Annotated in this window: 22 protein-coding genes; 15 read left to right on the top strand and 7 right to left on the bottom strand. The window is 46.0% G+C overall.

Annotated elements, in window-relative coordinates; genetic code table 11:
• Positions 1–86 precede the first annotated feature (86 nt).
• From ACJJI6_RS21360 to can, 4 genes are all read right to left on the bottom strand, one after another.
• Positions 87–818, bottom strand: coding sequence for a glycerophosphodiester phosphodiesterase (locus tag ACJJI6_RS21360; protein WP_445362380.1), 732 nt, complete (start codon positions 816–818; stop codon positions 87–89).
• Positions 819–977: 159 nt separating this feature from the next.
• On the bottom strand, positions 978–1,490 hold the full coding sequence (locus ACJJI6_RS21365; RefSeq protein ID WP_413663130.1) for a flavin reductase family protein: 513 nt from the start codon (positions 1,488–1,490) through the stop codon (positions 978–980).
• Positions 1,491–1,593: 103 nt separating this feature from the next.
• Positions 1,594–3,210, bottom strand: coding sequence for an FAD-dependent oxidoreductase (locus ACJJI6_RS21370; RefSeq protein ID WP_475712003.1), 1,617 nt, complete (start codon positions 3,208–3,210; stop codon positions 1,594–1,596).
• A gap of 93 nt (positions 3,211–3,303) precedes the next feature.
• The gene (gene can, locus ACJJI6_RS21375; RefSeq protein ID WP_444898283.1) at positions 3,304–3,960 is read right to left on the bottom strand and encodes a carbonate dehydratase; all 657 of its coding nucleotides are present in this window, start codon (positions 3,958–3,960) and stop codon (positions 3,304–3,306) included.
• A gap of 137 nt (positions 3,961–4,097) precedes the next feature.
• Between can and ACJJI6_RS21380 the strand changes: the two genes are divergently transcribed.
• Together ACJJI6_RS21380 and ACJJI6_RS21385 are read left to right on the top strand one after the other, a co-directional pair.
• Positions 4,098–4,301, top strand: coding sequence for a hypothetical protein (locus ACJJI6_RS21380; RefSeq protein WP_444896263.1), 204 nt, complete (start codon positions 4,098–4,100; stop codon positions 4,299–4,301).
• Between the two features lie 125 nt (positions 4,302–4,426).
• Complete coding sequence (locus ACJJI6_RS21385) at positions 4,427–4,936, top strand: GNAT family N-acetyltransferase (RefSeq protein ID WP_444896264.1); 510 nt, start codon at positions 4,427–4,429, stop codon at positions 4,934–4,936.
• An 84-nt stretch (positions 4,937–5,020) separates the two neighbouring features.
• Here the strand turns inward: ACJJI6_RS21385 and ACJJI6_RS21390 are convergent, their stop codons facing one another.
• A complete protein-coding gene (locus ACJJI6_RS21390) occupies positions 5,021–6,217 on the bottom strand; it encodes an MFS transporter (RefSeq protein ID WP_444896265.1) in 1,197 nt (398 codons plus the stop codon).
• A gap of 167 nt (positions 6,218–6,384) precedes the next feature.
• Here ACJJI6_RS21390 and ACJJI6_RS21395 point away from each other — a divergent pair, with 167 nt between their 5' ends.
• From ACJJI6_RS21395 to ACJJI6_RS21410, 4 genes are read left to right on the top strand one after another with little or no spacing between them, the layout of a single operon-like run.
• Positions 6,385–8,301, top strand: a complete 1,917-nt coding sequence (locus ACJJI6_RS21395) for an IucA/IucC family protein (RefSeq protein WP_475712004.1) — start codon at positions 6,385–6,387, stop codon at positions 8,299–8,301.
• A 10-nt stretch (positions 8,302–8,311) separates the two neighbouring features.
• Complete coding sequence (locus ACJJI6_RS21400; RefSeq protein WP_475712005.1) at positions 8,312–9,295, top strand: GNAT family N-acetyltransferase; 984 nt, start codon at positions 8,312–8,314, stop codon at positions 9,293–9,295.
• Complete coding sequence (locus ACJJI6_RS21405) at positions 9,292–11,112, top strand: IucA/IucC family protein (protein WP_475712006.1); 1,821 nt, start codon at positions 9,292–9,294, stop codon at positions 11,110–11,112. Before ACJJI6_RS21400 ends, ACJJI6_RS21405 begins: the two co-directional genes overlap by 4 nt.
• 2 nt (positions 11,113–11,114) lie before the next feature.
• On the top strand, positions 11,115–12,431 hold the full coding sequence (locus ACJJI6_RS21410) for a lysine N(6)-hydroxylase/L-ornithine N(5)-oxygenase family protein (RefSeq protein WP_444896269.1): 1,317 nt from the start codon (positions 11,115–11,117) through the stop codon (positions 12,429–12,431).
• A gap of 83 nt (positions 12,432–12,514) precedes the next feature.
• Here ACJJI6_RS21410 and ACJJI6_RS21415 read toward each other — a convergent pair whose 3' ends face one another.
• On the bottom strand, positions 12,515–13,453 hold the full coding sequence (locus ACJJI6_RS21415) for a hypothetical protein (protein ID WP_475712007.1): 939 nt from the start codon (positions 13,451–13,453) through the stop codon (positions 12,515–12,517).
• A 563-nt stretch (positions 13,454–14,016) separates the two neighbouring features.
• Here ACJJI6_RS21415 and ACJJI6_RS21420 point away from each other — a divergent pair.
• The 5 genes from ACJJI6_RS21420 to ACJJI6_RS21440 all read left to right on the top strand — a co-directional run bounded on the left by ACJJI6_RS21420 (position 14,017) and on the right by ACJJI6_RS21440 (position 19,641).
• Complete coding sequence (locus ACJJI6_RS21420; RefSeq protein ID WP_475712008.1) at positions 14,017–14,739, top strand: hypothetical protein; 723 nt, start codon at positions 14,017–14,019, stop codon at positions 14,737–14,739.
• A 236-nt stretch (positions 14,740–14,975) separates the two neighbouring features.
• Positions 14,976–16,088, top strand: coding sequence for a phospholipase A (locus ACJJI6_RS21425; RefSeq protein ID WP_445355807.1), 1,113 nt, complete (start codon positions 14,976–14,978; stop codon positions 16,086–16,088).
• An 80-nt stretch (positions 16,089–16,168) separates the two neighbouring features.
• Positions 16,169–16,573: an NUDIX hydrolase gene (locus ACJJI6_RS21430; protein WP_445355808.1), complete on the top strand. Its 405-nt coding sequence runs from the start codon at positions 16,169–16,171 to the stop codon at positions 16,571–16,573.
• A gap of 247 nt (positions 16,574–16,820) precedes the next feature.
• Positions 16,821–18,869: an aminotransferase class I/II-fold pyridoxal phosphate-dependent enzyme gene (locus ACJJI6_RS21435; RefSeq protein WP_475712009.1), complete on the top strand. Its 2,049-nt coding sequence runs from the start codon at positions 16,821–16,823 to the stop codon at positions 18,867–18,869.
• A 31-nt stretch (positions 18,870–18,900) separates the two neighbouring features.
• Positions 18,901–19,641 (top strand): SDR family NAD(P)-dependent oxidoreductase, encoded by a 741-nt coding sequence (locus tag ACJJI6_RS21440; RefSeq protein ID WP_444934028.1) that lies wholly within the window; start codon positions 18,901–18,903, stop codon positions 19,639–19,641.
• Between the two features lie 42 nt (positions 19,642–19,683).
• Here ACJJI6_RS21440 and ACJJI6_RS21445 read toward each other — a convergent pair whose 3' ends face one another.
• Positions 19,684–21,342, bottom strand: a complete 1,659-nt coding sequence (locus tag ACJJI6_RS21445) for an acyl-CoA dehydrogenase family protein (RefSeq protein ID WP_445355810.1) — start codon at positions 21,340–21,342, stop codon at positions 19,684–19,686.
• 686 nt (positions 21,343–22,028) lie between these two features.
• Between ACJJI6_RS21445 and ACJJI6_RS21450 the strand changes: the two genes are divergently transcribed.
• From ACJJI6_RS21450 to ACJJI6_RS21465, 4 genes are read left to right on the top strand one after another with little or no spacing between them, the layout of a single operon-like run.
• Positions 22,029–22,712 carry a helix-turn-helix transcriptional regulator gene (locus ACJJI6_RS21450; RefSeq protein WP_444896277.1) on the top strand — a complete coding sequence of 228 codons (684 nt, stop codon included), beginning with the start codon at positions 22,029–22,031 and terminating at the stop codon, positions 22,710–22,712.
• A 4-nt stretch (positions 22,713–22,716) separates the two neighbouring features.
• Positions 22,717–23,145 (top strand): CsgE family curli-type amyloid fiber assembly protein, encoded by a 429-nt coding sequence (locus ACJJI6_RS21455; protein ID WP_444896278.1) that lies wholly within the window; start codon positions 22,717–22,719, stop codon positions 23,143–23,145.
• Positions 23,145–23,546 (top strand): curli assembly protein CsgF, encoded by a 402-nt coding sequence (locus tag ACJJI6_RS21460; RefSeq protein ID WP_444896279.1) that lies wholly within the window; start codon positions 23,145–23,147, stop codon positions 23,544–23,546. Before ACJJI6_RS21455 ends, ACJJI6_RS21460 begins: the two co-directional genes overlap by 1 nt.
• Positions 23,547–23,588: 42 nt before the next feature.
• Entirely contained in the window at positions 23,589–24,434 is an 846-nt protein-coding gene (locus ACJJI6_RS21465) for a CsgG/HfaB family protein (protein ID WP_444896280.1), read from the top strand.
• Positions 24,435–24,622: the final 188 nt, after the last annotated feature.

Genomic DNA, 24,622 nt, shown 5'->3' on the forward strand with positions numbered 1-24,622 from the left:
CCTGCTTTAACTCAGAGCAGTAGCCCGGTAATTGTCCCGGGTTACTGTCTGTTCTCTTAATTGGTGAAGGGGATCTTCTCCAACGTCTAAGTGCCAGTTTTTGTGAATTCAACACGGGCATTAAAATCGGATACGATTTGAGGTTCATCAGTGAAAACCCCATCAATACCTTGAGCTGCCAACAGTATCAAATCGTTGGGGTCGTTGACGGTAAATACGAAGTTCTTAAGCCCGCGCTGTTTTGCATCGGCTATTAAATCTGCATTTATAAAATCTACGTTCGTATGTAATGAATAGGCCTTTAATGGAGCAGAGCAGGCTGCAAGATCGAGGGGAACACCGGAAACCAGAACTCCCCGCCGAACCTCAGGAGCTAATTGCAGGCACTGGTACAACTGGCGGTGATCAAAAGAGGAGACGATGTATTGCTCGTAGCTTGCACCAGTATCCTGCGTAAAGGTGTGGATTTCATCCGCGAAAAGGGCTGCACAGTTAGGCCCTTTCAGCTCGATATTGAGTTGGGCACTATTTCCCACAAGTTCCAGGACCTCCCTTAATGTAGGGACCTTATTCCCGCAAGGGAGAGGTCTCTCTTTCAGGGCATCGGGATGCATTTCAGTGATGAGTTCAGAGCCCGCGATTAGGCGTCCGAGTCGCCGGTCATGCTTGACCAGAAGCTGCCCACCAATATTCCACACATCAATTTCGATACCCCCGACGTTGAGTTCCAACGCATGCCCGATTGCTTGGAGAGTGTTTTCACTGGCTCGCTGTTGATAGCCCCGGTGGGCGAAACAGAAGAGCGTAGTTGAAGTCATGGCTTATCAGTCCATTTTCATGGTTTGCTTCAGACTGCCCTTAAATTATTACGAGGTCACTAATGCAACACCAAAGTTTCTGCCAAATACTGGTTAATTGGCATTAAAAAATTATTTTTATAGCCTTTGGGTAGTGATTAGGCTCCAAAAAGTGAGCTGCTACTCTCCAGCCAATGCACGATAACAGCCTTGATGAAAGACCAGGGGTTCACCACCAAAAGCGGCAAATTCCAGCACCTCTCCAAGCAATATTGTGTGATCTCCACCATCAATGCACTGCGCGCGGCGGCAATGGAAATAGGCTGCACACTCCTCTAGGCGAGGTATACCATTGGGGCCTTCATACCAGTTGACCTGTCCAAATTTGTCTGCCCCTCGACCAGCAAATAGGTTTGAGACATGTTGTTGGTCTGCTCGCAGGATATGCACGGCAAAGTGCTCCCGGGTGGTAAATGCTTTATAGCCCATGGACTGCTTATCGATACTCCATAGAACCAGGGCGGGGTCCAGGGAAACGGAATTAAAGCTGTTAGCCGTCATGCCGGCAGGTTGGCCATTGGTATCCTGAGTGGTAATGACAGTTACACCGGTAGCAAAGTGGCCGAGGGTGTCCCGCAGTAGCCGGCTTTGCTCGGGTGACGGGGAAATCGTACGGCTTTTCTCTGTCGTCATACTAAGGCTACTTGTACCAAAACTTTGAAGGGCCGCCATTTTAAGGCAAAAGTTAACGGTTTGCGCGCTTTACCTCGAATAGCTATTAAAATAAGTATGATTATCAGTCATTTTTTGACTGATCGTTCATAATTGGCTGGCACTCTTGACTGAGCCTTTCCCGGAGGGCGATCGCACCACCGGTAAGGGCAAAACCTATTAAATTGCCCTTTTCGTCGCGAAATTCGGCGCAAACCCCTGAATCTTCTTTGTTGATTTGCCAAGTCCCCTTGGTATCAGGGCTTGGCGGGCAAACGGTAGTTGGGTGCAGGGTTGTCTTTACGGCCACAGGAATAACGCCAAAGCAAACGGGAGTCAGATTTCCTGACAGAGTATGTGCCAGACTCTTCGCACAGCTGATTAGGGGGGCGACAAAGAGTAACTGATGGCCGTCTATTTCTGCGCAATCCCCCAGGGCGTAGATATCGGGATCGCTTGTTTGCAGATATCGATCTACAGCAATACCTCTTTGCACGGCTATACCGGCCATGGAGGCTAAGCCGGTGTTAGCCTCAAGTCCGAGTGCGGCGAGAACGACATCCGCTTCTATTTGCTCTCCATTACTCAGCTGGGCCCGGAAACCGGTGCTCAATTTCTCGATACGCTTTAATGATGAGCCCCCATGGAAGCGAACGCCATAGTCTTCCAGGGCTCTCTGCAGATCGCGTCCGGCGACTTCCGGCAGCAGTGTCGCCAGTGGCCATTGCTCCATGTCAACCAGATCCACTGCGAAGCCGGTCTGTACCAGATCGTTGGCAAATTCACAGCCAATCAAACCAGCGCCCAGGAGTAGTATGCGTTTGCGCCCCACCACGGCAGTGCGAAAACGGTGGTAGTCTCTGAGATTATTTATGCGAAAGATATGTGATTGGGCATCCCCCTCATAGTGGGGAAGTTTGCGGCACTTGGCCCCGGTTGCCAGAACTAGCTTTCCATAGGAAATCTTGGATACATGCTCTGCACCATCCTGCTGAATCGTCAGAGTTCTGTTTTGGCGATCTATATGTATTACCCGCGTGTGAACCAGAATCTGTGCATTGAGTTCGCGAGCCATATCTTCGGCACTGGAAGTGCTGAGTTGCTGTGCAGTCTTGCCGTGAGAGAAAGAGGCTGACAGCAAAGGCTTGGAGTAAAAAGCTCCATCATCGGCAGTGATTAACAGGAGAGGAGACTGGGGGGTAAGCTTGCGAAACTCTCGCGCCAGATTATACCCGGCCAGCCCTGTGCCAATAATAACTAAAGGTACTGAGGTTGTAGTGGTTGTTTTTTGGTTGGCTGAAGGGGACGGGGCGGTGGGGGCTTGGCCTACAAGAACCATATCAAATTCTTGTTTACTAACGCCGCATTGAGGGCAATTCCATTCGTCGGGAATATCCTCCCAACGAGTACCGGGAGCAATGCCATCTTGTGGACATCCCTCGGCCTCATTGTATGTCCAGCCACATACCATACACTCCCAGATTCGAAAGCCATCATTGCTAGCTAAGCGGGCTTGAGTGGTATCGGCGCCAATCTCCAGCATGGAGAAATCTTGTTTGGCTGCACCACACTCCGGGCAGTACCAGTCTTCAGGTATATCTTCCCAGCGAGTACCGGGAAGAATTCCATCCTCGGGCCAACCTTTGGACTCATCGTATATCCAGCCGCAGTTCTGGCACTGCCACTTTTTGCATGCCGACATGTTTTTTCACCAAACAGAGCTGAGCTCGGTAGCTAAAACTACCGGGTTAACCCCATTTATAGTGGTAAAAACGAAGGCAGTCGGGCAATAGTATTATTCAGTGCTGCGCTGAGAGATTTTACTAAGGGCACCTTGATAAATATCAGCAATTTCCCCCGGGTGCTTAATTGAAATACCCAAATCATGTACCAGGCCATCTTTTAGGCCGTAAACCCAACCGTTGACGGTGAGTTCTTGACCCGCACGCCAGGCATCGCGAACGATCGTTGTCTGACACACGTGTATCACCTGTTCCAGGACATTTAATTCACACAACAGATCTGTACGCTGCTGTTGTTGAAAAATATCGATCAAAGTGTGATGTTTATCCCTAACGTCTTGGATATGTCGCAGCCAGTTATCAATTAAGCCCAGTTGATCATTGTTGAGGGCTGCCTGGACGCCGCCACAACCGTAATGACCACAGACAATAATATGTTTTACTTTCAGGATCTCCACAGCATATTGGAGTACTGATAGGCAATTCAGGTCTGAGTGAACGACTACATTGGCAACATTTCTGTGAACAAAAAGCTCGCCGGGTAAAAGGCCGACGATCTCATTGGCGGGAACGCGGCTATCTGCGCAGCCAATCCACAGGTATTCAGGGCTTTGCTGTTCAGATAATTGAAGGAAAAAGTCTGGCTCTTCTTGACGGGTAGCCTCGGACCAATGTTGGTTATTTTGTAATAAGTGGTTAAGCGGGTGCAATGCGATTGTATCCTGAAGTGACCATTTGGACATGTAGACAGCAGAATAGCGGCTTTGCTCGTGTGCGCCAAGTAAACTTGGTCTAGTCTTAAATGTGACTAACGGCTCAAACTTGGTCTAATAAGGATTTCAGGATCATGGGAAGAAAAAAAAGCTCAGTCCCCGGCAGGCGGCAAAGAGTTACTCGACACTCTAAGACGGCAGGTCGACATCGCCTCAGGGTGCGCCAGTTATTGGCGAGACGAACCCGGTTACGCAGTTACTTACAGTACTTTGTGAGTGATGACAAAGTTGATTTTAAAGAGACTTTAGAAACAGCGAATGCAGAGCTTACCGATTGAGTTTACTATTTTTCCCTGGGATCGCTACAGGTCATTATTTTGGTATGCTCTCCAACAGCTCTTACTTATCAGGCGCCTGTAAAGGCATTTTTTCGCTGTAATTGCGGAGGTAGGAAAAAATATTTATGGTTTTATCAGATTGTGAAGCTGGTACCGCATTAAAGATTGATTTGGCGAATTACGACGACTCGCAACATGCAAGTGATATCTTGGCTTTGATGGATGAATATGCCCGAGATCCATTTGGCGGTGGTGAGTCTCTAAGTGATCACTGCCGCTCTAGTTTATTGCCGGCATTAAGAGATTTTCCTGGGGCTTTTAGTGTTCTTGCTTATCGAGGGGAGCGTGCGGTAGGGCTCATTAATTGCTTTACTGGCTTTTCTACTTTTTTATGTAAGCCGCTGGTTAATATCCACGATGTTATTGTCAGTGAAACTGCTCGAAGTCTGGGGGTGTGCACTGCCATGCTCGACTTTCTGGCGAAAGAGGCAAAAAAGAGGGGCTGTTGCAAACTTACCCTGGAAGTTCTGCAAAAAAATTATACTGCTCAGGCGGCTTATCTTAAGACCGGCTTTAAGCCATACACATTGGATGAAGAACAGGGGCAAGCTGAGTTTTGGCAGCGCTACCTTTAACTTTGTAGGGTGAGCACTCGGATCCCCCACTCAGACAGCAATTACCCGTTTAGTCAGGTAATTGCTGAGCTACCTTCCCAGGAGTTAGGTTGCGCTCACTTTAGGCGCTTTTTTCCAAGAAATGGCCAGGCTGATTAATGTGAGAACTGCAATTAGGCTAACACTAAGTAGCATCCCTGCCAGAGGTTGCGAAGGGCTTTTTTCGTAGAGCCATCCGCCCATTGCAAAGCCAATTGTGTAGCCTCCGGTATGCATCAGTGACAAAAGGCCAAACAAGCGGCCGTTGCGCTGTTGCCCTTGACTTAATAGGGCACTGTAGCCAGGGACTAAGAAGGCGATACCAATAACAAATAGAATCAAGCCTAGCACCGCAAGGGAGCTGCCTAGAGCGAGTGATAGTGATGTAGTGCCCAGGCATATACACAGAACCCCAATTACAAAGCTGATTAGTGGGCGCGCTATTTTTCTAACTAACAGCATCTGGACAAAGAATCCGCAAATGGCGACAGCAGCAAGAAGAATGGCGGTTGTCGATGATGCCTCCAATGCACTTAATCCGTATAAGTCTTGTAGTACTGGCCCCATAACAACTTGTAGCTGCCCGATGCTTACTGTGCCCAGCAGTGCTATCGCGAAAAGCCCAATAGTTGTAGTGGGAAAGTGAGTTTTTTCGACTTTCTTTTCAGCTATTGTGCAGCCCGGAACTCGAGGTAAAAAAAGCGTTAAGGTTAGGGCGGAAAAGGGCAGGAGGACCAGCCAAAGTAAGGGCCAAAGACTACCCACTAGAAGGGTCGGTAAGGCAAGTAAGGGGCCTAATCCTCGCCCTAAATTTGCAGCAGCGCTGATCCCTGAGAGAATTGACAGTTGTTGGTTTTTCTCTCCCAGCTCTAGGGCCCAAGCTTGGCAGCAAGGAAAAATTGCGGCGGCGTTTAATCCATAAAGGATTCTGCTGGCAACCAGGGCCACAAGCGCTGTATCTGTTTCCAAGTACCCTTGAGCCAGGGCGACGAGCAGGGCAACGAACAGGATCTGGGATAGTAGTGCCCCACTGAGCCCAGCTAGCAGAATTGGCTTCCGTCCAATTTTATCGCCTAGCTCTCCCCAGATTGGGCCCGCAATCATCAGGCAAAAAGTACTGACTGCAACTAGTGCGCCGAGAGTGGCTAAATCCAGCCCGCAATACTCGATGATTAATGGAATCTGGGTCAGCAATATGACCTGGGCCGCACCCTGGCTCGCAACAATCCAGTTTATTTTTTGGAAGTGAAGGGATTTCCGCATTCGGGCTCCAGAGGGATAAAACTAGGGACAATTGTCAAATTTGTCCTAAACAATGGTTCTCAGCCGAATAATTTCCCTATTAAAAAGCTTGATGTGTACCAAATTTCACGACATGATAATAAAAATACAAATCATTCGCATTACAATTCTGTAAAAGAACCTTACTCATGAATAATCCAGATCTCGACGGGACTTTGCCGGGCGTCTCCGCAGGAGCTTCTGATGCTCAAGGATTGAGCCTGACCACCTCTGAACAGTTGGTCAATATGACTGTAGAAGATCAAAAGGTCAAATGTGCCGGCGAAAGGTTGTCGGCTAATTGCTTTTTTAATGCGCTATTGCGTGAGACCGAATGTGGTCAATGGTACGAGCAGAGCGGTGTGTCACTCCCCCAAGGCATAAGGGTTCCCGCAGTTTGTGTGCCATTACCGAGCACTGGCGCTGAGCTTTGGCTCAATCTAATCTACCGAAGCGAGTGTGGCAGGCATCAATTTGAGCTGCCAATGGTTTGGCGGCAGACCTCCGGGAAAAGCCAAGAAGTATCAATGGCTGAGTGTGCCCGTTTGATCGCCGACGAGTCAGCTTTTTTCCCCGGCGCTGGAGAAGAATCACGACAGGTATTTGTGGAGCGTGTGCAATCTAGCGTTCGCAATATGACCCAAGCCCTACAGACGCGCAACAAAGATATGGAGCGTTTGTTTGGTGATGTGTTGTCTTTTGGTGAGTCAGAACAAGCTCTACTCTGTGGTCACTCTATTCACCCTACCCCAAAGAGTAGGGAACCCTTTACCGATCAAGATGCTGAGTGCTTTGCGCCGGAATTTGGCAACAGCTTTTCTCTGATGTGGTTAGGGGTAGATCCCAAGTTTTTATCTGGTGCTAGCGGAGCGCGAGTCTCAGAAGGTCAGCTAGCGGGTTTGGTGCGAGTAACTGATGGTGCTCCCCTGCCGCCGGAGGGCTTTGTAGCTGTGCCCGCTCACCCTTGGCAGTGGCGTCAATTACAGAGTGACCAAAGAATTGCCAAATTACTTTCAACTGGCAGTGTTGTTGAGCTGGGTGTTGGCTCGGGCGCTTGGCGGGCGACGTCATCTTTGCGTGCAGTGTACAGCGCTGAGAGCCCCTATATGTTGAAGTTTTCTCTCAGCTTGCGCCTGACTAACTCGGTGCGCACCCTGCAGCCGAAGGAGATGGTGAGGGGACTGGAGGTCTTGAAAGTACGAGACACGCCAATTGGGCAAGACTTTGCACGCCGTTACCCAAATTTCCAGGTTTTAGCTGAACCCGCCTACTTGATGTTAGCGGATGAGTCAGGAAACCCGGTGATCGAGAGTTTGGTGATGTTCCGTGAGAACCCATTCATCGGTGAGGCAGCAGAAAACACCTGTTTGTTGGCAACTTTAACTCAAGACCATCCAGACGCTGATTTCTGTCGCGCAGCTCAACTTATCTCTCAGTTGGCAATGGAACAAAACCTATCTTCTGCCATTGCTGCAAAACGATGGTTTAATGCTTTTCTCGATGCGGTGATAGAGCCACTGTTAATTGCTCAAGCTGATTTTGGAATTTTATTTGGGGCTCATCAACAAAACTTAATTTTGCGTTTTGATGGTTCCATGCCTATCGCTGGTTATTTCCGCGACTGTCAAGGTAGCGGTTATAGTCATCTCGGTGAAGAGCTATTGAAGCCCTATTTACCAAATCTTGCTCAAAATAGTGAAAATGTTATTAATGAGGAAATGGCTAATCGTCTATTCGCCTATTACCTTATTGTGAATAGTTGTTTTGGACTAATTTCCGCCATCGCTGCTGCCGGACTTGTAAGCGAAAGTGCTTTGTTAAGTGAACTTCGTGAACGCTTGCAGCTTCTTTATGACGGTCAGCGACGAGATCGTAGCTGTTTAGAATATTTACTCCAATCTGCTCAGATCTGGTCAAAGGGTAACTTTCAATGTGCAGTTATTGGTATGAACGAAACAACGAGTGAAGACCCTTTATCAATTTACCACTCAATGGATAACCCACTGAAGATAGCTGACAAGCTTTTTGCCGCAGAGCCTGGTAGCTCGGCCCTTGTAGAGCAATAAGGATCGAATGATGAATAACGCAGAGATTGTTTCTGAAAAACAAGGCATCAAAAAAGGTGCATTACCTGATGGACGGCTGTGGACACTTGATGGTGAGGGTTACCAGTGTCAGTTGGAGTTAGATAATTTTTTTAAAGTGCGGCACAGAATAACTAGTGATTTTGCACAGGTACATATTTCTAGTCATGAGGCTGAATCAACCGGATTAAATAATTGGTTGGATTGGGTATTTGGCACTCACGGAGATATTAAGCTTGTTGAAATAATTAGTTTAGGTGGAAAAAAGATAAATGAAATACTCAAATCTGATTTCTATCAGCGTAAGGACCTTTGGTATCGAGGCAATAATGGTGGGAATTTTCCCCTAAGATGGGTGGAAAATGAGCAAGGCGTAAAGCATCCACTTCGAGCAAAACCTGTGGAGGGGGAAGTATATCGTCGTCACTTTTATTCCCTGGAAATGGACCTTAGTCTTCGTCACTTGGATCCAGATAGCGATCTTGAGCTTTTTACAAGCTGGATGAACATGGGGCGTGTAGCGAAGTTTTGGGAAGAGGAAGGGGGAATGGATAAACAACGGAAATTTATCCAAGATGTTATTCAAGACCCTCATAAATACCCACTAATCGCCTGCTTCGATGATGTGCCCTTTGCTTACTTTGAGGTTTACTGGGCACTTGAGGATCGTATAGCCCCTTACTACAACTGCCAACCCTTTGATCGTGGAGCCCATATGCTGGTGGGCAACAGTCGTTTTTTGGGTAGACGCTATGCTCAAGCTTGGTTTAATGCAGTATCTCATTTTATGTTTCTAGATGACTGTCGAACTCAGACTTTGGTTGGAGAGCCAAGAGCTGATAACGGGCCACTATTAAAGTACATTGATGGAACTTTTGGTTGGAAAAAAATAAAAGAATTTGATTTTCCGCATAAACGAGCTGCGTTGGTTACCTGCGACAGAGATGAATTCTTTGAGAGTATGGGGGAGATATGAGCCAAAGTTATTATTGGGAGCAGGCTAATCGGAAAATACTTGCCAAGTCTTTATCTGAACTCTGCTATGAGCAAGCTTTGAGCGCCCGTCAAGAGCTAGATAAATCTTACGTTGTTAAGCTCAAGTCTGGGGTGAGTTATGAATTTACTGCGCGTTTGACTATCTGGGATTGGCTTCAAATTGATGAGGATACAATTCAAAGAAATCAAGGTGATGGAGAATTAGTTGCTGACGATGCAGCTCAGTTCTTTATTGATGCTGCTGAAGATCTGAAAATAACTGCCAGCACACTGGGTAATTTATTGCATGAATTGGCGAATACCATCGCTAGCGATGTGGCCATACTTGAAAAACGTGAAGATCAAGCAGCGGAAACTATGGCCAAGTTTACCGATGAGCAATTACAGTGCTATTTAGATGGGCATCCTAAAGCGATTGTCAATAAGGGGCGTATTGGCTGGGGCGCGCAAGAGTTCAAGGCCTATGGCACTGAATCGGGTGAATATGTGCGCTTCTTATGGTTGGCAGTTCGGCGTGATCTGACTGTCAATGGACATAGTGAGGATTGGAATTGGCAGCAGTTACTTGAGGAAAGCCTCTCCACTAATCAAAAGCAGTCATTGGAAGCTATCTGCCGGGATAAAAAGATAAACTGGCGGGAGTTTGTTCCTCTGCCAGTTCATCCATGGCAGTGGCAGCACCATATTCGTCAGCATTATGCGCAGCTACTAAGTCGCGGGGATATCATTTTATTGGGTGAGTTCGGTGATGAGTACTTGCCACAAGTCTCGTTGCGTACTTTCTCAAATCGGTCTCGCCCACAAGCCTTGCATATTAAATTACCTTTAACAGTGTTAAATACTTCGTGCTACCGTGGAATTCCCGGAAAATACATGCAATGTGGGCCGTCTTTATCACAGTGGATGCAGGAGCTCTGTGATAGAGATGAAAATTTATCGGCTCGCGGTACGGGTATTCTTCAGGAAGTTGCTGGATTACATGTTCCTCATCTCCATCACGAACAGGTAAAAGGGACACCTTACCGATACCGAGAGATGCTAGGGGCGACTTGGCGCCAAAGTCCTGCAAGTCATTGTTCAGAGGGTGAGCGCCACCTTTTAATGGCTGCGCTATTGCAGAAAGATTCCAGTGGGAAATCCATTGCAGCCGCATTAATTGATAGCTCGGGGCTTTCGATTGAAAAGTGGTTGGAATATCTTTTTGATTCAACAGTTGTGCCCTTGTACCACCTGCTTAGCCGCTACGGAATTGGTTTAGTTGCACATTCTCAAAACTTAACTTTGGTACTAAAGGAAGACCGAGTAACTCGTGTTCTGTTAAAGGATTTTCAGGGTGATTTACGTCTCGCGAAAGGAGATTTTCCTGAACGGAGTGATATTCCATCCTCGGCTTTGGCTGTGTTGGATCAGTTGCCTCCAAATTACATTATTCATGATCTTTTTACTGGACATTTTGTGACGGTCTTGCGTTATCTTTCATCCCAGTTGATGTTGGAGCTTAATTTTTCTGAGACTAAATTTTATAGTGTATTGGCTCAAGTTTTACGTTCTTATCAGAAAAAAGTTATGAAAGAAAACGCGAAAATGGCTGAGCGTTTTCAGTGTTTTGATGTTTTTCGAGCCCATATAGAGAGAGTTTGTATTAACCGGGTGCGGTTATCTCAAGGTTATGATGATAGTGCTGAAAGGCCGGTGCCTATAGTTGGAGGTGATCTGGAGAACCCCCTTTGGTTATCAGAACAGAAGCCAACTAAAGACGAATCAAAAAATCATACAATTTCCCCCGTCGAGGTATAATGATGAGTAATATATTAGATCTAGCTGGTATTGGCGCCGGTCCGTTTAACCTAGCTGTTGCCTCCCTGATGTGGGATAAGTCTCTAACCCACCGTTTTTTTGAAGCAAAAGCGGAATTTTCATGGCATCCGGGATTGATGTTGCCCGGAGCCATGATGCAAACCTCTTATTTAAAAGACCTGGTAACACCGGTCGATCCAACTAATCCATATAGTTTCCTGGCATATCTTGTCGAGAAAAAGCGTTTCTACGATTTTTTACATGCCGAGCAACGCACGGTTACCCGCAGAGAATTTGCTGATTATTTGGCGTGGGCTGCAAAGCGTTTAAGTTCAGTAGAAATGGGGAGCCGAGTGCAAAGTGTCTTAGATAAGGGAAGCTATTTTGAACTGGATGTCCACGGTTCTCAAGGTCAAGAAATAGTCAAAGCGAAAAATATCTGTGTTGCAGGTGGTAAGAAACCCAATATCCCAGAGTTTTGTCGTTCTCAACTATCTGAATCCTGTTTCCACGCCTTGGAAATTGCTTTGCGCAATCCTGATGTCCATGGTAAACGGGTTGCTGTAATAGGAGGTGGCCAGACTGGAGCTGAGGTGGTTATCAACCTACTTAATAAAGAGTGGGGAAAACCGGAACAAATCACCTGGGTTTCCCGTCGGAGTAATTATCTCCCCTTGGATGAAACCCCATTTACTAATGACTGGTTTACACCTGAATATGTAGATGTGTTCCGTCAGCTATCCCAGCACCGTAGGGAAGAAGTCGTGGCGGAGCAGAAGCTAGCCTCGGATGGGATTTCACCGGATACTTTAAAAGAGCTGTACCAGCTTTTTTATCGATTGGTACACCTTGATGGTGACACGAATCGTGTGGTGCTAATGCCCAATCGTGAAATGGTGGATATGTCTAGTTGTGGCAGTTATCGAATTCAACTGCAAAATCATCTAGTTGGTGGAGCAAATGGGCAAGAGTGGTTAGACGCGGATATTGTCATTCTGTGCACAGGGCTATGTGAAGCACTGCCTCCTTGTATTGCGCCCCTACAGGATCGTATAGCCAGAGATGGGGAGGGGCGTATACTCCTGGATGACGCTTTTGCAACCCAATTAAATGGTGATGAAAGTGATCGTCGGCTCTATTTTTTGGGGACTGGACGCTTTAGCCATGGTATTGCAGAGCCACAGCTAAGCCTCTCTGCCTGGAGGGCTGCACAGGTTGTTAATGATTTGCACAGTGATCTGGTATACAACAACCAGCAGTCAAGCAACTATATGAATTGGATTACTCCCAAGAAGGTTCAAGAGGCTGCTGTAGCCTAATTCTTTAGCTAATCAGTGGTTGAGTACTTTAATTCAACCACTGATTGTTTAATTCCCCATATCCAAGTCGTAAAAAGCCTTGCTTACTTGGTGACACTTATAAAGATTCCCATATGGTCAGTTACCGCTGCTGACATACTCGCATCGTTCACTGCAACTGGGGTACTCTGTGAGAGATAACCTACTTGATTAACACGAATTGTACTTGTGTTGTAAATCGCCACATCATACTTCTTACTCGCGGTGCTGTTTGTGCCCGAAAAACTGCGTTCATAAGAATCTGAAGGCTGTATGCTAGCGCTACTATGTGCGTCAGAAAAGGTCGACCCAGTGGCCCTGCTAAGAACATCTTCGGTGAAGCTATCAGTCCCTTGATTGGTATCGCCCATCACAAGATCAATGGTGCCATAACCTCCGTGTATCACCTGGTTGTTGATAAAGCGATAGAAGGAGATTGCATCACTTTGTTTTTTGGCAATACTATTGGGAACGTGTACAAAAACGACATTGATATTGCCTGATCTCACTGCAGTCCAACCCATGCCTGAACCGAGGATTGTGTGCTGGGTGGTATTGGCCGCATGAATACTAAAACTGTTACAGGCTTTTCCTGTTGTGTTTGAGCCGACCAGATTTCCTGCATGCTGTTGCATAGAACTCCATTCACTATTGCTACCATCCATTTCTCCGTACACCAATAAATCACAGGTTTGACCCAGCGAGCGATACAGATGTTGATGTGTCTGGCGGGCCTTCCCTTCTATCATGTTCAAAAACTGGGCATCGCTATGCTGATTTTTACCCATAAACCCTTGTGGCGCCTGTGCCACTAGTTGGGCCGGGCCATGGATTGGAATTTGTGGCCTTAATCCATCTGCAGTTGGCATAACCAGGTGCCAGCGGTCCTGGTTAGATGCCTGATGATTATGCGTCATACGGGTGAAATATTGGCTATTGGACGCACCAATTCCGCAATTGGTGCTAGCGTTCGAATTTATTGATTGGTAAGCGAAAGTTGGCATAGAGGATCATCATCCTTGATTCGGGTATTGAATGTCATTTCTTTTAAAACTAAATTCCATGAGTTTTACAGCGGGTAAGCCGCGATCTTATGTAGAACTCAATGTGAATGGCGCTGCTTTGAAATGATCTCACTAAAGACAGTGAGTTTAAATTTTGATGAACAAGAATAAAAGAGGAATATGTAAGCACTTTTACAGACATCGAATTACCCGATAGTTAAATATAGGCCACATTCTCAGGGTTAACTAGGGTATTTTTGTTGTTGTGATATTACTTTGTAGGGTGTTGAAAATGTTCTGGGCATGCAGGTTAGCGAGGGATATACATTATTAGTGTTCTGGCCTAGAAAATTTCCCGTTGCCCCAATTAGATAGCTCATATTAAAAGTACAGGGGAAATTTTATCGTATCGAGCTATTTATAAGTTCTGAGGTCAAATATTGCGATTTTAAAATTTAAATTAAAGGAGGCGCGAAAAACGAGGTCAGACTCCTTCCGTGTGCAATACTTTTTGGGTACTGGACCACCGGTCTAGTGCGCGGTGAGCAAGGAGGGAACCTGCGATGCGATTGAATTCAACTTTGGCTCAGGGGCGCTATCACTATAGTTGTGATGGCAGGGAAATGCCTGTGCAAGATAGTTGGCAGTTAGGGAATGATGAGCAGGGGCGACGCTCGCTTGTCAGTCGGCGCTTAGTCGGGGACCAGGGGTTTGGGATCGAAGTATTTGCTCTTTTGGAAGGGGGGCTAGTGAGTGAGTGTGTTGTGCATTGGCGAGATGAAGTTGATGAGGTGAGCGCCCACTACAAGTTAATTCCTGAGGAGGGAAAAAGTCCTGTGATAGGTGATGACATTCAAGCCAGCTGGACAGGTCCCAATGGCCCTCAGCAACTCAATATAGAAGGGGACGAGCGGCTTTTGTTTCCACTGATGCGGGTTTTTATGGGGCCTGTCTTGTCGAGGTTGGTACAACATGAAAATGGCCTGGAAGTTGTGTCCCCTGATATCGTCGATCCATCTCAGCGAGGTAAGTTGCTCTCTCCTAGGGTGAGCCATCGCACGGCAAGATCAATGGCGGGGGATGTTTCGAGCCAGAAGGCTCAGGAACTGGGTTCCGATATTATTGCTTACATTTACCAGGGCGATGAAGCTGAAAGAGATGCCCATTGCTATGTTGATAGTCGGAGCCTGTTAGTGGGGTACGATTGGCCATCTAGTACTGGCCGCCTGTGGCAGGTTCGGCTGAGGGACTTGGAGTGGTCGTCGAGCTTAAAAGGACTACTTTAGTCCAGCTTGAGGAAACTTTATAACCACTATTGGTCACACAAATAGGCTTAAATGGAGATTCCTGTTTCTATTCCTGTCACTATTTAGTTTTCTGTTCTATCTAAGCTGAAATTAGAGCTTCGCTAGCCTGATTGGCTATCTTGTCACGATAATCGCAAAATTATGTAGTGGGACTTGTAATCCTCTCCAGTGTAAGCTTGCATCACGATTGCAATAAATGACTGGGGGAAAGCGTTTTGTCCTACTATCGAAGAAGGGTTTTTGCCGGGCTCACATTACTTTCTTCTGTTGGGTTAGTTGCACAGTTGCCAACAGCTTTAGCTGAAGAGGCGCCAGAATCAACTTTTTCTATGGATGCGGGAGAAAACCTGCAGACCCACCATAAGCGCTGCTTGAACGAGCAAATACTTGTTTCGGATGCCGATGTCACGATAAGGGAAATTCGACGTATCTGCGCTGAAAGAGTTAGAGCTGAACTGACCCTTGAAGAAGATCCGGTGATAGCAGACTTTATTGTCGACGAGTATGAGGAAGACCTTCCGACAGATGAAGTATTGTTAGGGGGCAGAGCTCAGGCTATCAGGGATGCCGCCAATAACCCCTTTACTTTAGCTTCCCATAAAACTAACTACGTGCTGCCAATGGTCTACAACCCAGCCCCTGAAGAGGGAGGGGTGGCAGATATTGAAGGACCAGATAAAGCTGAGGATTTGGATAACGTCGAAGTACAGTTCCAGCTCTCTGTGCAAGTGCCTATTTGGCGGGGTTTTTTGGGGCAGGCTTCTGTACTGAGTGTCGCCTATACAAATCGTAGCTTTTGGCAGGCATACAACTCTGATAACTCCTCTCCCTTTCGTGAAACAAATCACGAGCCGGAATTGATTCTGAGTTGGCTCAATGATTGGAGCCTATTTGGCTGGAATAATGTAGCTAATCAGGTGGCGATTAACCACCAGTCAAATGGGCGCAGTGAACCCTATTCCCGCAGCTGGAATAGAATTTACGCCAATTTTGTTTTTGAGCGGGATAATTATTCAATCAGCCTAAAGCCCTGGTACAGGGTCCCTGAAGATAAGGATGATGATGATAATCCGGATATTGAGCACTACCTGGGGCATTTTGAACTAGGTGGGCGATACCGCGATGGAGATCACACGGTTTCACTGATGTTACGTAACAATTTGCGCTCAGATAATCGTGGTGCAGTGGAGCTGACCTGGGGCTTCCCTCTCGGGAAACGCGTCGATGGATATATCCGCTATTTCAATGGTTACGGCGAGAGCCTCCTTGATTATGATGAATCAGTGCAAACTTTAGGATTTGGATTTGTATTAGCCCAGGGGTTTTAACCTTAACGACGAGGGCGTACTCGCAATGAATAGGCTCTCGTTTTTCCCTTCTTAACCTGACTTGTTATCAGGGTTTGTTCATGGCCTTTGATGATAGTTACCGATTGAGTGCCCATGCGGTAATCACGAATACTGGCGGAGAAGTACTGCAGCTGAAAGCGACTTATGCTGAGCGTAGCTGGGGCTTGCCTGGCGGAGCATTAGACCCGGGTGAAACTGCCCATGAGGCATTGGTGCGGGAGTGCCATGAGGAGCTTGGACGAGAAGTGCGAATAGAGTATCTCAGTGGCATCTACTACCACAACGCTTTCAATTCACATGTTTTTATTTTTCGAGCCCATTTTATTAAAGAGGGTGACTACATTCTCTCTGATGAACATTCCCAATGGGCTTACTTTCCGCTTCACCAATTATCCCTGGTACAACGTCACAGGGTCGAGGATTGCCTCACGTTTAATGGTATTGTGCGTAGCGCAAAGTTCTAACTTTATTATCTTCCTTGGCAATAGATCTGGTATGCCTGGGTACATTTGGCGAAAATCGCCAAATGCAATGTAGTCGCAGAATTCCCCTCCCTCCTACATTAGTATTTGCCCCCTGGTGTTTATTGCCCTGGAATTCCAGAGCCACCGCAACTCGCGGGGGCCTTATAAAAGTTAATAAAATCAAATAGTTGAATAATTGATACAGCAAGTTGTTCTCACCTGCAAGCTATGCTGATGGATAAGAATTATGGGTTTGGAATTGAAGATGCCTGAGTTGGGCAACCTAAACGAAAACAGCCTTGAATTAGAGTGCCGGGTCGCTCTGGTCAGTTCTGATAGCAAATTGGCCAATGAGTGGATTACCGCTCTCAATAATACGGCAGCAGTACACGACAATCCTTTTGGCCTTCACTTTGAAGCCGTAACGCCCGCAGATGCTGAAAGGTTGGCAAAAGAAGAGGATTCACTGCAAGCGGTCATTGTCGATGGTGGCAGTGACGGGCAGGGGTTGGATGCTGCAGATGACATCGCTGACCGAATTCACGCTTTGCGTTCCCAGCTTAATATCTTCCTCGTAGCCCACAGTGGTTTTGCTGGAACAACCTCCAAGCCGGGCAAATCCGGTTCAAAATCCCTGGCAAATTTGCGTCGCCGCTTCGATGAGTTGTTCGATCGTCGTGAGGGCAATTTCAACCATATGTTCCGCTTGGTGCAGGCGTTTATTGCTCGAAGAGCTTCGACTCCTTTTGCCGACACTCTGAAAGAATACGTATTCTCAGCTCGGGATGCGTGGCATACACCTGGCCATTCTGGTGGTGACAGTTTGCGCAATAGTCCCTGGGTGGGGGATTTTTATCGCTTTATGGGTGAACATATCTTCAATACAGACTTGTCTGTTTCTGTTCAAGTTTTAGATAGTTTACTTGAGCCCCACTCGGTTATTCAGGAGGCGCAGGATCTAGCAGCTCAGGCTTTTGGGGCTCGCCATACCTTTTTCCTGACCAACGGCACCTCTACCGCAAATAAAGTGGTTATTCAGCAAATTCTTGGTGGTGGCGGAAAAATTATCGTTGACCAAGCGTGTCATAAATCAGTTCACCATGCGATTGTGATGAATCGCTGTGAGCCGGTTTACCTGAAGTCTGTACTGCATCCAGAATTTGGAATTTACGGGCCGGTAAAGCGTTCGGATATTGAAGCTGCCCTGGATGAGCACAGTGATGCGCGCCTATTGGTAATTACCTCCTGTACCTATGATGGATTGCGTTACGACCTTAAGCCAATTATCGACTACGCCCATGAGCGTGGAGTGAAAGTGCTAGTGGATGAAGCCTGGTTTGCCCATGGTTTCTTCCATCCCGAGTTGCGGCCTACAGCACTGGAGTGTGGGGCGGATTATGTGACCCAAAGCACCCACAAAATGCTGTCGGCCTTTTCCCAGGCCAGTATGATCCACGTGCAAGACCCGGACTTTGATGAATTCCGTTTTCGCGAAAACCTGAATATGCACGCCTCTACCAGTCCTCAGTACGCAATGATTGCGAGCCTAGATGTGGCGCGTAAACAAATGGCGATGGAGGGGTATGGTCGTTTGAAGCAATGTCTAAAGATGGTGGAAATTTTACGTAATGCCGTCAATGAGACAGGTGTGTTCCGCGCGCTAACACGTGATGACTTGATTGCTGATCCACTTGCCAGTGATAACATTCGCCTTGATCCCACCAAGGTGACTATTGATATTTCCAAGAGTGGTTACTCTGGCAATGAAATGCAGATTAAATTGTTTGATCAGTATGGCATCCAGGTGGAAAAGACTACCTACAATACCATTACTGTACTTGTAACCCTCGGTAGTACAGAGAGCAAATTACTTCGCTTGATTCATGCTCTTAAGCAATTGGCAGGAAATACTCACAAGCGTATTCATATCGGGTCGCCGAGGCGTTTGCCAGAATTTACCCGTTTTACATGTCTACCGGCAGATGCTTATTTTTCGGAAGCAGAAGAATTGCCGCTGATGGATAATGGCACAGAAGCTATTGAGAATCTGGTTGGTCGGACCAGTGCAGATGAAATTGTTCCCTATCCGCCAGGTATTCCGGTCCTTGTGCCGGGGCAGGAAATTTCAGCCCAAATAGTACAGTTTTTGCAGCAGCTACTTCAGGGGCAGAATACGACAGAAATTCACGGTCTTATTTTCCGCTCTGATGAGCCGATGCTAAGGGTCGTTAAGGAAGCCTCCAAGGGCAAAGCTGAGAAAGTGCAGTCTTCTGGAGAGAAAAAGAAAGGAAAATAGTAAAACTCCACAATCCGGCATGGAGGCCGGTATGCTCGAAAGTCCACAATCTGTGTTGATAGCCGGTGCTTCCGGTGGCATAGCGCAGGCTATTGGCGCCGAAATTATTCGGCGCTATCCTCAAGTTACATTATTGACCTTGAGTCGAATCACAGTTGATATGATTCCTGGCCATGTCGGTGAGCGACACCATTTATCCGTTTGTTTAGAGCAAGCCGAGTCCATCGATATTGTTGAAAATTTTTTGGCCGAACATTCTGAGCCTCCAGGTTGGGTAATCAACTGCTGTGGCATTTTACATGATGAGTTCCACGGACCGGAGAAGTCCCTATCGCAATGTGATGATCACTGGCTATTGCAGTCGATTCAGGTCAACGTACTTTCCCATTTACATTTAGCGCGCGCACTAGATGGATTCTTGAAGCGCAGACGCCCTTTGTTGTGGGCGTCGCTTTCGGCAAAGGTGGGAAGTATCACGGATAACCAGCTCGGTGGCTGGTACAGCTACCGGTGTAGTAAGGCCGCATTAAATATGCTGGTTAAGAATCTGTCTATTGAGTGGGCGCGGAAACTGGAGGAAAGTTGTGTGGTAGCGATTCACCCGGGTACGACAGATACTTCACTATCCAAACCTTTTCAGTCTAATTTGCCCCCAGATAAACTCTACACCCCTGAATTAAGCGCGAATCGTATTGTAGATGTCTTGAGCCAACTGGCATCGTCAGACACCGGAAAATTACTATCATGGGATGGAAGTCTTATACCCTGGTAGCGATCAGCGTGAAATAGGCGCGATAGTAGCTGTTATCGTATCTTAAGTTATAAGAGGGTTTCCCCGCTCCAGAATAGTGGCGATGTCAATCCCGGTGGGTAGGCTTCCAGTATTGTGTGTGCCGTTAATCCCTATTCTTGATTTGATAAAGGCATCAGTTACACAAGGGCTACTCCCCTGTAGCAGAAGGTGCGCCTGCATGGTCAGGGCCATTTGATCAATAATATGACGTGCACGGTATTCAAATTGATTTAGGTCGGAAAGATCGTTTCTTAACTTGTCGACTGCCGTATCAAATTGTGTGTTTATGCCTCGACTAATGTTTAACTCATCAAACCAGTGGCTAATTACTGCAGGGGTTTTAGTGATGGCACGTAACACGTCCATCGCTTGAATGTTCCCTGAGCCCTCCCAGATTGCATTTATCGGAGCATCTCGGTACAGCCGTGCCGTAATAAAGTTTTCAATAGCTCCATTGCCTCCCAGGCACTCCATAGCCTCATAGGCGTGATGGGGACTGCGTTTGCATATCCAGTATTTTCCCACCGCGGCCCCGAGCCTGAGTAGCATCTTCTCGTGTTCGCTGCCCTCTTGATCCATTGCTCTGGCTATGCGCATGGTAAAGGCAATTGAGCCTTCCACCTCCAATTGAAGGTCGGCAAGTACATTTTGCATCAGTGGTTGATCAATCAGCTTTTTGCCAAATGCTTTACGCTCACTAGCGTTGTATATTGCCTGGATAACAGCTTGCCGCTGCCCTGCAGATGAGCCCATCATGCAATCAAACCGCGTAATCGCTACCATCTTGATGATGGCGCTGACCCCACGCCCTTCTTCGCCGATTAGCCAGCCCAATGCGCCGCGTATCTCAACTTCTGAAGAAGCATTGGAGACATTGCCACACTTTGTCTTCAGGCGTTGAATCTCCAGCTGGTTCTTCGATCCATCCGGCCTCCATCTTGGAACCAAGAAGCAGGATAAGCCGCCGGGCGCCTGGGCAAGAATTAAAAAGGCATCGCACATAGGGGCGGACATAAACCATTTGTGCCCTAATAATTCATAGGTTCCATCGGCGAGGGGAATTGCAGCGGTGGTATTTGCCCTGACATCTGAGCCCCCTTGTTTTTCGGTCATGCCCATACCGATCGTCAATGAGTTTTTTTCAAAATATGGGCGATTACTTCCATCGTAAGTGCGGCTGGTTATTTTGGGTACCCATTCACTGGCGATTTCAGAGTTTAGCTCGATAGTGGGTACTGAGGCGAAGGTCATAGTGATAGGACACCCGTGACCGGCTTCAAGCTGAGTGTGCAAGTAATTTTTTGCAGCTCTGGCCACGTGGGCACCTGCGCGTGGGGCGGTCCAGGGAGAGCTGTGTAAACCTTCTGAAAGTGCCAGCTGCATTAGCTGGTGATAAGAGGGGTGGTATCGAACCAAATCAATGCGGTGGCCAGAACGATCATGACTTTCGAAGATAGGTTTAAATTCATTGGCAGCATAACCCCGCTCAATCATTTCTGGCCTGCCACACACCTCCCCATACCGCTCCAGGTCATCTTCAGCCCAATGGGCCCCATTAATATGTACGGCTTCCTTTAACGCCTGATCAGCAATATAGAGGTTATGACCAGTAAGTGGGCGAGGCTGATTGCTAACTTGATATGTGGATTTGTAATCTGGCACATAGTTTTGACTGTTCATAACTTCACCTAAAGGACTTGAGATTTCAATTGGTGTAGCGACTTACTTTGTACAATTTTACCAATTAACTAAAGGTAATAATTCAAGAAATAGCTGAATATGAGCATAAAACAAGCTTTCCTTGATTACTATTTAAGCTGTTTGATTGTGGGCAGTTATTTTGTTGCTTTTATTTGCAGGGCTGTATGTTTTGATTTGAGGGTAATGTTTACTCGATCAAATATGGTTTTAAAGTAATGAAATGAAATTTATATTTAATTGCTATCGAATACTGTTTTTTCAGTTTATCTACTGTAGCTCTTGAATAGTTTGATGTTTGTCACCTCATTTTAGCTAAGGTTTTTTTTTATCTAAAATTGATCAAAATAAATTTAATAATACTGTGGACCAGTATAAAAAAATTGATATTTATGAGTTCTTGTTTGCTGGGAGAATCTATACCAAAGCATGTGAATTTTTCTTTTCGGTTCACCTTTCTATGATACCTTAGTATTACTAAATGGTATGAGGGAACCAAGTTGGCACACTTAAGATTGAATTTTTGATATCTAGATCACTACCGGTTGAAGTCATTGGGTTGATCGAATAGATTTAGCTCACAGCATAAGATGAGCGCGGAAACTTAAAAAATAGTTAGCCTGGTAACAGGCTTAAACATAAAAGGACTGCACATTGGGGGAACCCAGATGAATTTGCATAAGGATTATGCACCGCTAAAGGTTGTTAGCCCTAAGTCAGAAAAGACAGGGATTACAGTTGCCTTTTTAACCGCATGCGTCAATCTACAATCCTCAATATTTGCCGGGCGAATTGAAGATGAGTTTAAGACTACTTGCGCTATTTTGCAGCGCTCGACACTTTCATCGCTGAGTGGCATTAAGGCTGAATACCTCCTTCTTGATTGTGCCGATGTCTCTGCTTCAGAGCTTGAATTACTCTTAAGGGAAATACACTCCCTGCCCAGTCCACCAAATATCGTATTGATCAATGTAGGTCAGAAATCGGATATTGATTTTGTTCTTCACTGGGAAAAAGTCTTGGGATTAATACCCTCTGAGTGCGAAGCAAAAGTCATTATGGAGAGGTTAGGGAGGATATTCTCAGGGGAATACTGGTTCCCAAGAGATGTGCTTCATAACTTCCTTAGGCAGCATAGAAAGCCAAAAAAATGGTGCGATAAAGTATCAAATCTTACTCAGCGGGAACGGCAAATTTTGCAGTTGATTTGTGACTGTAATACTAATGCTAATATAGCTGAAGCCTTGTGTGTCAGTGAACATACTGTTAAGAGCCATCTATATAAGATCTATAGAAAAATAGGCTGTAAGAATCGCCTAGAAGCAAGTAGCTGGGCCAGTCAAAACTTGTAATATTATGAAATCACTATTAATAAGTGCAGCTGTGTTTACAGTTGCACTTTCATGTATCGTATACAAAAGTTATGCCCAAGAAACAGGTGAGCAAATCTCAGAGGAGTCTCTGCTTACTGGACTGGTTATTGATAATACGGTAAGTGGTATCGGCCATGAGTTTGCGAGATCTCTTTCTATTTATATCACGACTAATTTCACTGGGTTTGATTACAATCTGACAGTGCATGAAAGGCCGTCGGCTAGATGGGGTAGTGTTGTTTGGGTGACCTTCGATAGCAAGCAGGTTTTTAAGACGGTTATTTACCCTGGGCGAAGAAAGTTCGGTGCAGTTGTCGAGCAGGCAGCATCGCAAATAAATAATAATGTACGTCAGCAGCGGTTACAGGAGCTGTTATCTCAAAATATTGATTTGGCGGGGGATGAAATATAATGAAATATATTTGCGCGGTAGCTATTTGTATTTTTTCTTGTTCAGTGTTTGCAACGGAGTTGGTGTATACGCCAGTTAACCCATCATTCGGGGGTAATCCTTTAAATGGTAATTATTTGTTGAATAATGCTAGCGCGCAGAACAGTAAGAAAGATCCTGATGCTAAGAATTCCCCCTATTCTGATTCTTCTTCCCTGGATAGATTTACAGACACTCTAGAATCTCGCTTGCTTTCACAGTTGTTGACAGATGTCGGGAACGGTAATGACGGGACTTTGGTGACTGATGATTACATTGTAAATATTGTTGATATTGATGGTGAGCTAACAATAACGATAACCGATGCTGTTACAGGTGAAATATCTGAGATTGTGGTAGTGGGTCTCAATCCTACCAATTAATAAAATTTTATCGATAGGCTTAGGTTTTTGTGGGGTGGTGCAATGTTGTTAAGAATATTGTTGTTTACTGTTATTTTTGGGTTGAGTGCGTGTAGCTCTGTAAAAGAAGCTTTATTTGGTCCCGGTCAACAAAAGGCAACGCTGACAGACCGAATGAGCACTTATTCTGATTTGGTTAGCTTGCCAGCTCCCAGGGGAAAAATAGTCGCAGCTGTTTATGGTTTTAGTGATCAGACTGGGCAGTATCGGCCTGCGCCTTCCAGTTCATTTTCGACAGCGGTTACTCAGGGAGCTGCTGCCATGCTTGTTCAGGTTCTGAATGAATCTGGGTGGTTTGTAACGCTTGAGCGAGAGGGTCTTCAGAACCTATTGACGGAAAGGAAAATAATTAGGGCCGCAATAAAAGAACAGGATAGCCCTGCAAGTCCTGTGTTCGATTTACCTTCACTAATGTCAGCAAACATTATGCTTGAAGGTGGGATTGTTGGTTATGATACCAATATTAAGACTGGAGGAGCAGGTGCCCGTTACTTTGGTATTGGTATTTCCGAGCAGTATCGTGTCGATGAAGTGACCGTTAATTTACGTGCAGTAGATGTGCGAAGTGGTCGGGTGTTGAGTAGTGTTTTGACTAGCAAGAAAATTTTGTCGAGGCAGGTTCAGGGAGACGTTTACACTTTTGTTGAGTATAAGCGATTGCTTGAAATAGAAGCAGGTATGACAACTAATGATCCTACTCAGTTATGTGTTCTTTCGGCCATAGAGTCAGCGGTAATTCACCTTATTTCACAGGGGGTCAATGCTAACCTGTGGGCGCTAGAAGATAATAGCCAATACCCTATGTCTGTACTTAGCGAATACGCAGCAACTCCAGTTAAAATATTATAAATTTTTAAAGAATATTAAATTTTGCAATACATGTTTCTATTTGTTTGGTTGGCCTGGAGTGGTTTTGTTTGTTAATTGTCAAATTTTATTTGTGAGCTTTAATGTTTTTGCGTGTAATTAGATGGAATGGGTTTACGTTGGCATTTTGTGTGTTTTGGGCTTGTGGTCTAAGTTAATACCAAAGTCTT

This window comes from Microbulbifer maximicatervae (SeqCode), assembly GCF_056232625.1.

What these genes read in the sequence shown, in the direction of transcription:
- ACJJI6_RS21410 (WP_444896269.1), top strand. Translation starts at nt 11,115, where the DNA reads ATGAGTAATATATTAGATCTAGCTGGTATTGGCGCCGGTCCGTTTAAC.
- ACJJI6_RS21365 (WP_413663130.1), bottom strand. Translation starts at nt 1,490, where the DNA reads ATGACGACAGAGAAAAGCCGTACGATTTCCCCGTCACCCGAGCAAAGC.
- ACJJI6_RS21420 (WP_475712008.1), top strand. Translation starts at nt 14,017, where the DNA reads ATGCGATTGAATTCAACTTTGGCTCAGGGGCGCTATCACTATAGTTGT.
- ACJJI6_RS21430 (WP_445355808.1), top strand. Translation starts at nt 16,169, where the DNA reads ATGGCCTTTGATGATAGTTACCGATTGAGTGCCCATGCGGTAATCACG.
- ACJJI6_RS21370 (WP_475712003.1), bottom strand. Translation starts at nt 3,210, where the DNA reads ATGTCGGCATGCAAAAAGTGGCAGTGCCAGAACTGCGGCTGGATATAC.
- ACJJI6_RS21405 (WP_475712006.1), top strand. Translation starts at nt 9,292, where the DNA reads ATGAGCCAAAGTTATTATTGGGAGCAGGCTAATCGGAAAATACTTGCC.
- ACJJI6_RS21435 (WP_475712009.1), top strand. Translation starts at nt 16,821, where the DNA reads ATGGGTTTGGAATTGAAGATGCCTGAGTTGGGCAACCTAAACGAAAAC.
- ACJJI6_RS21360 (WP_445362380.1), bottom strand. Translation starts at nt 818, where the DNA reads ATGACTTCAACTACGCTCTTCTGTTTCGCCCACCGGGGCTATCAACAG.
- ACJJI6_RS21465 (WP_444896280.1), top strand. Translation starts at nt 23,589, where the DNA reads ATGTTGTTAAGAATATTGTTGTTTACTGTTATTTTTGGGTTGAGTGCG.
- ACJJI6_RS21390 (WP_444896265.1), bottom strand. Translation starts at nt 6,217, where the DNA reads ATGCGGAAATCCCTTCACTTCCAAAAAATAAACTGGATTGTTGCGAGC.
- ACJJI6_RS21445 (WP_445355810.1), bottom strand. Translation starts at nt 21,342, where the DNA reads ATGAACAGTCAAAACTATGTGCCAGATTACAAATCCACATATCAAGTT.
- ACJJI6_RS21440 (WP_444934028.1), top strand. Translation starts at nt 18,901, where the DNA reads ATGCTCGAAAGTCCACAATCTGTGTTGATAGCCGGTGCTTCCGGTGGC.
- ACJJI6_RS21415 (WP_475712007.1), bottom strand. Translation starts at nt 13,453, where the DNA reads ATGCCAACTTTCGCTTACCAATCAATAAATTCGAACGCTAGCACCAAT.
- ACJJI6_RS21455 (WP_444896278.1), top strand. Translation starts at nt 22,717, where the DNA reads ATGAAATCACTATTAATAAGTGCAGCTGTGTTTACAGTTGCACTTTCA.
- ACJJI6_RS21400 (WP_475712005.1), top strand. Translation starts at nt 8,312, where the DNA reads ATGAATAACGCAGAGATTGTTTCTGAAAAACAAGGCATCAAAAAAGGT.
- ACJJI6_RS21450 (WP_444896277.1), top strand. Translation starts at nt 22,029, where the DNA reads ATGAATTTGCATAAGGATTATGCACCGCTAAAGGTTGTTAGCCCTAAG.
- ACJJI6_RS21395 (WP_475712004.1), top strand. Translation starts at nt 6,385, where the DNA reads ATGAATAATCCAGATCTCGACGGGACTTTGCCGGGCGTCTCCGCAGGA.
- ACJJI6_RS21380 (WP_444896263.1), top strand. Translation starts at nt 4,098, where the DNA reads ATGGGAAGAAAAAAAAGCTCAGTCCCCGGCAGGCGGCAAAGAGTTACT.
- ACJJI6_RS21460 (WP_444896279.1), top strand. Translation starts at nt 23,145, where the DNA reads ATGAAATATATTTGCGCGGTAGCTATTTGTATTTTTTCTTGTTCAGTG.
- ACJJI6_RS21385 (WP_444896264.1), top strand. Translation starts at nt 4,427, where the DNA reads ATGGTTTTATCAGATTGTGAAGCTGGTACCGCATTAAAGATTGATTTG.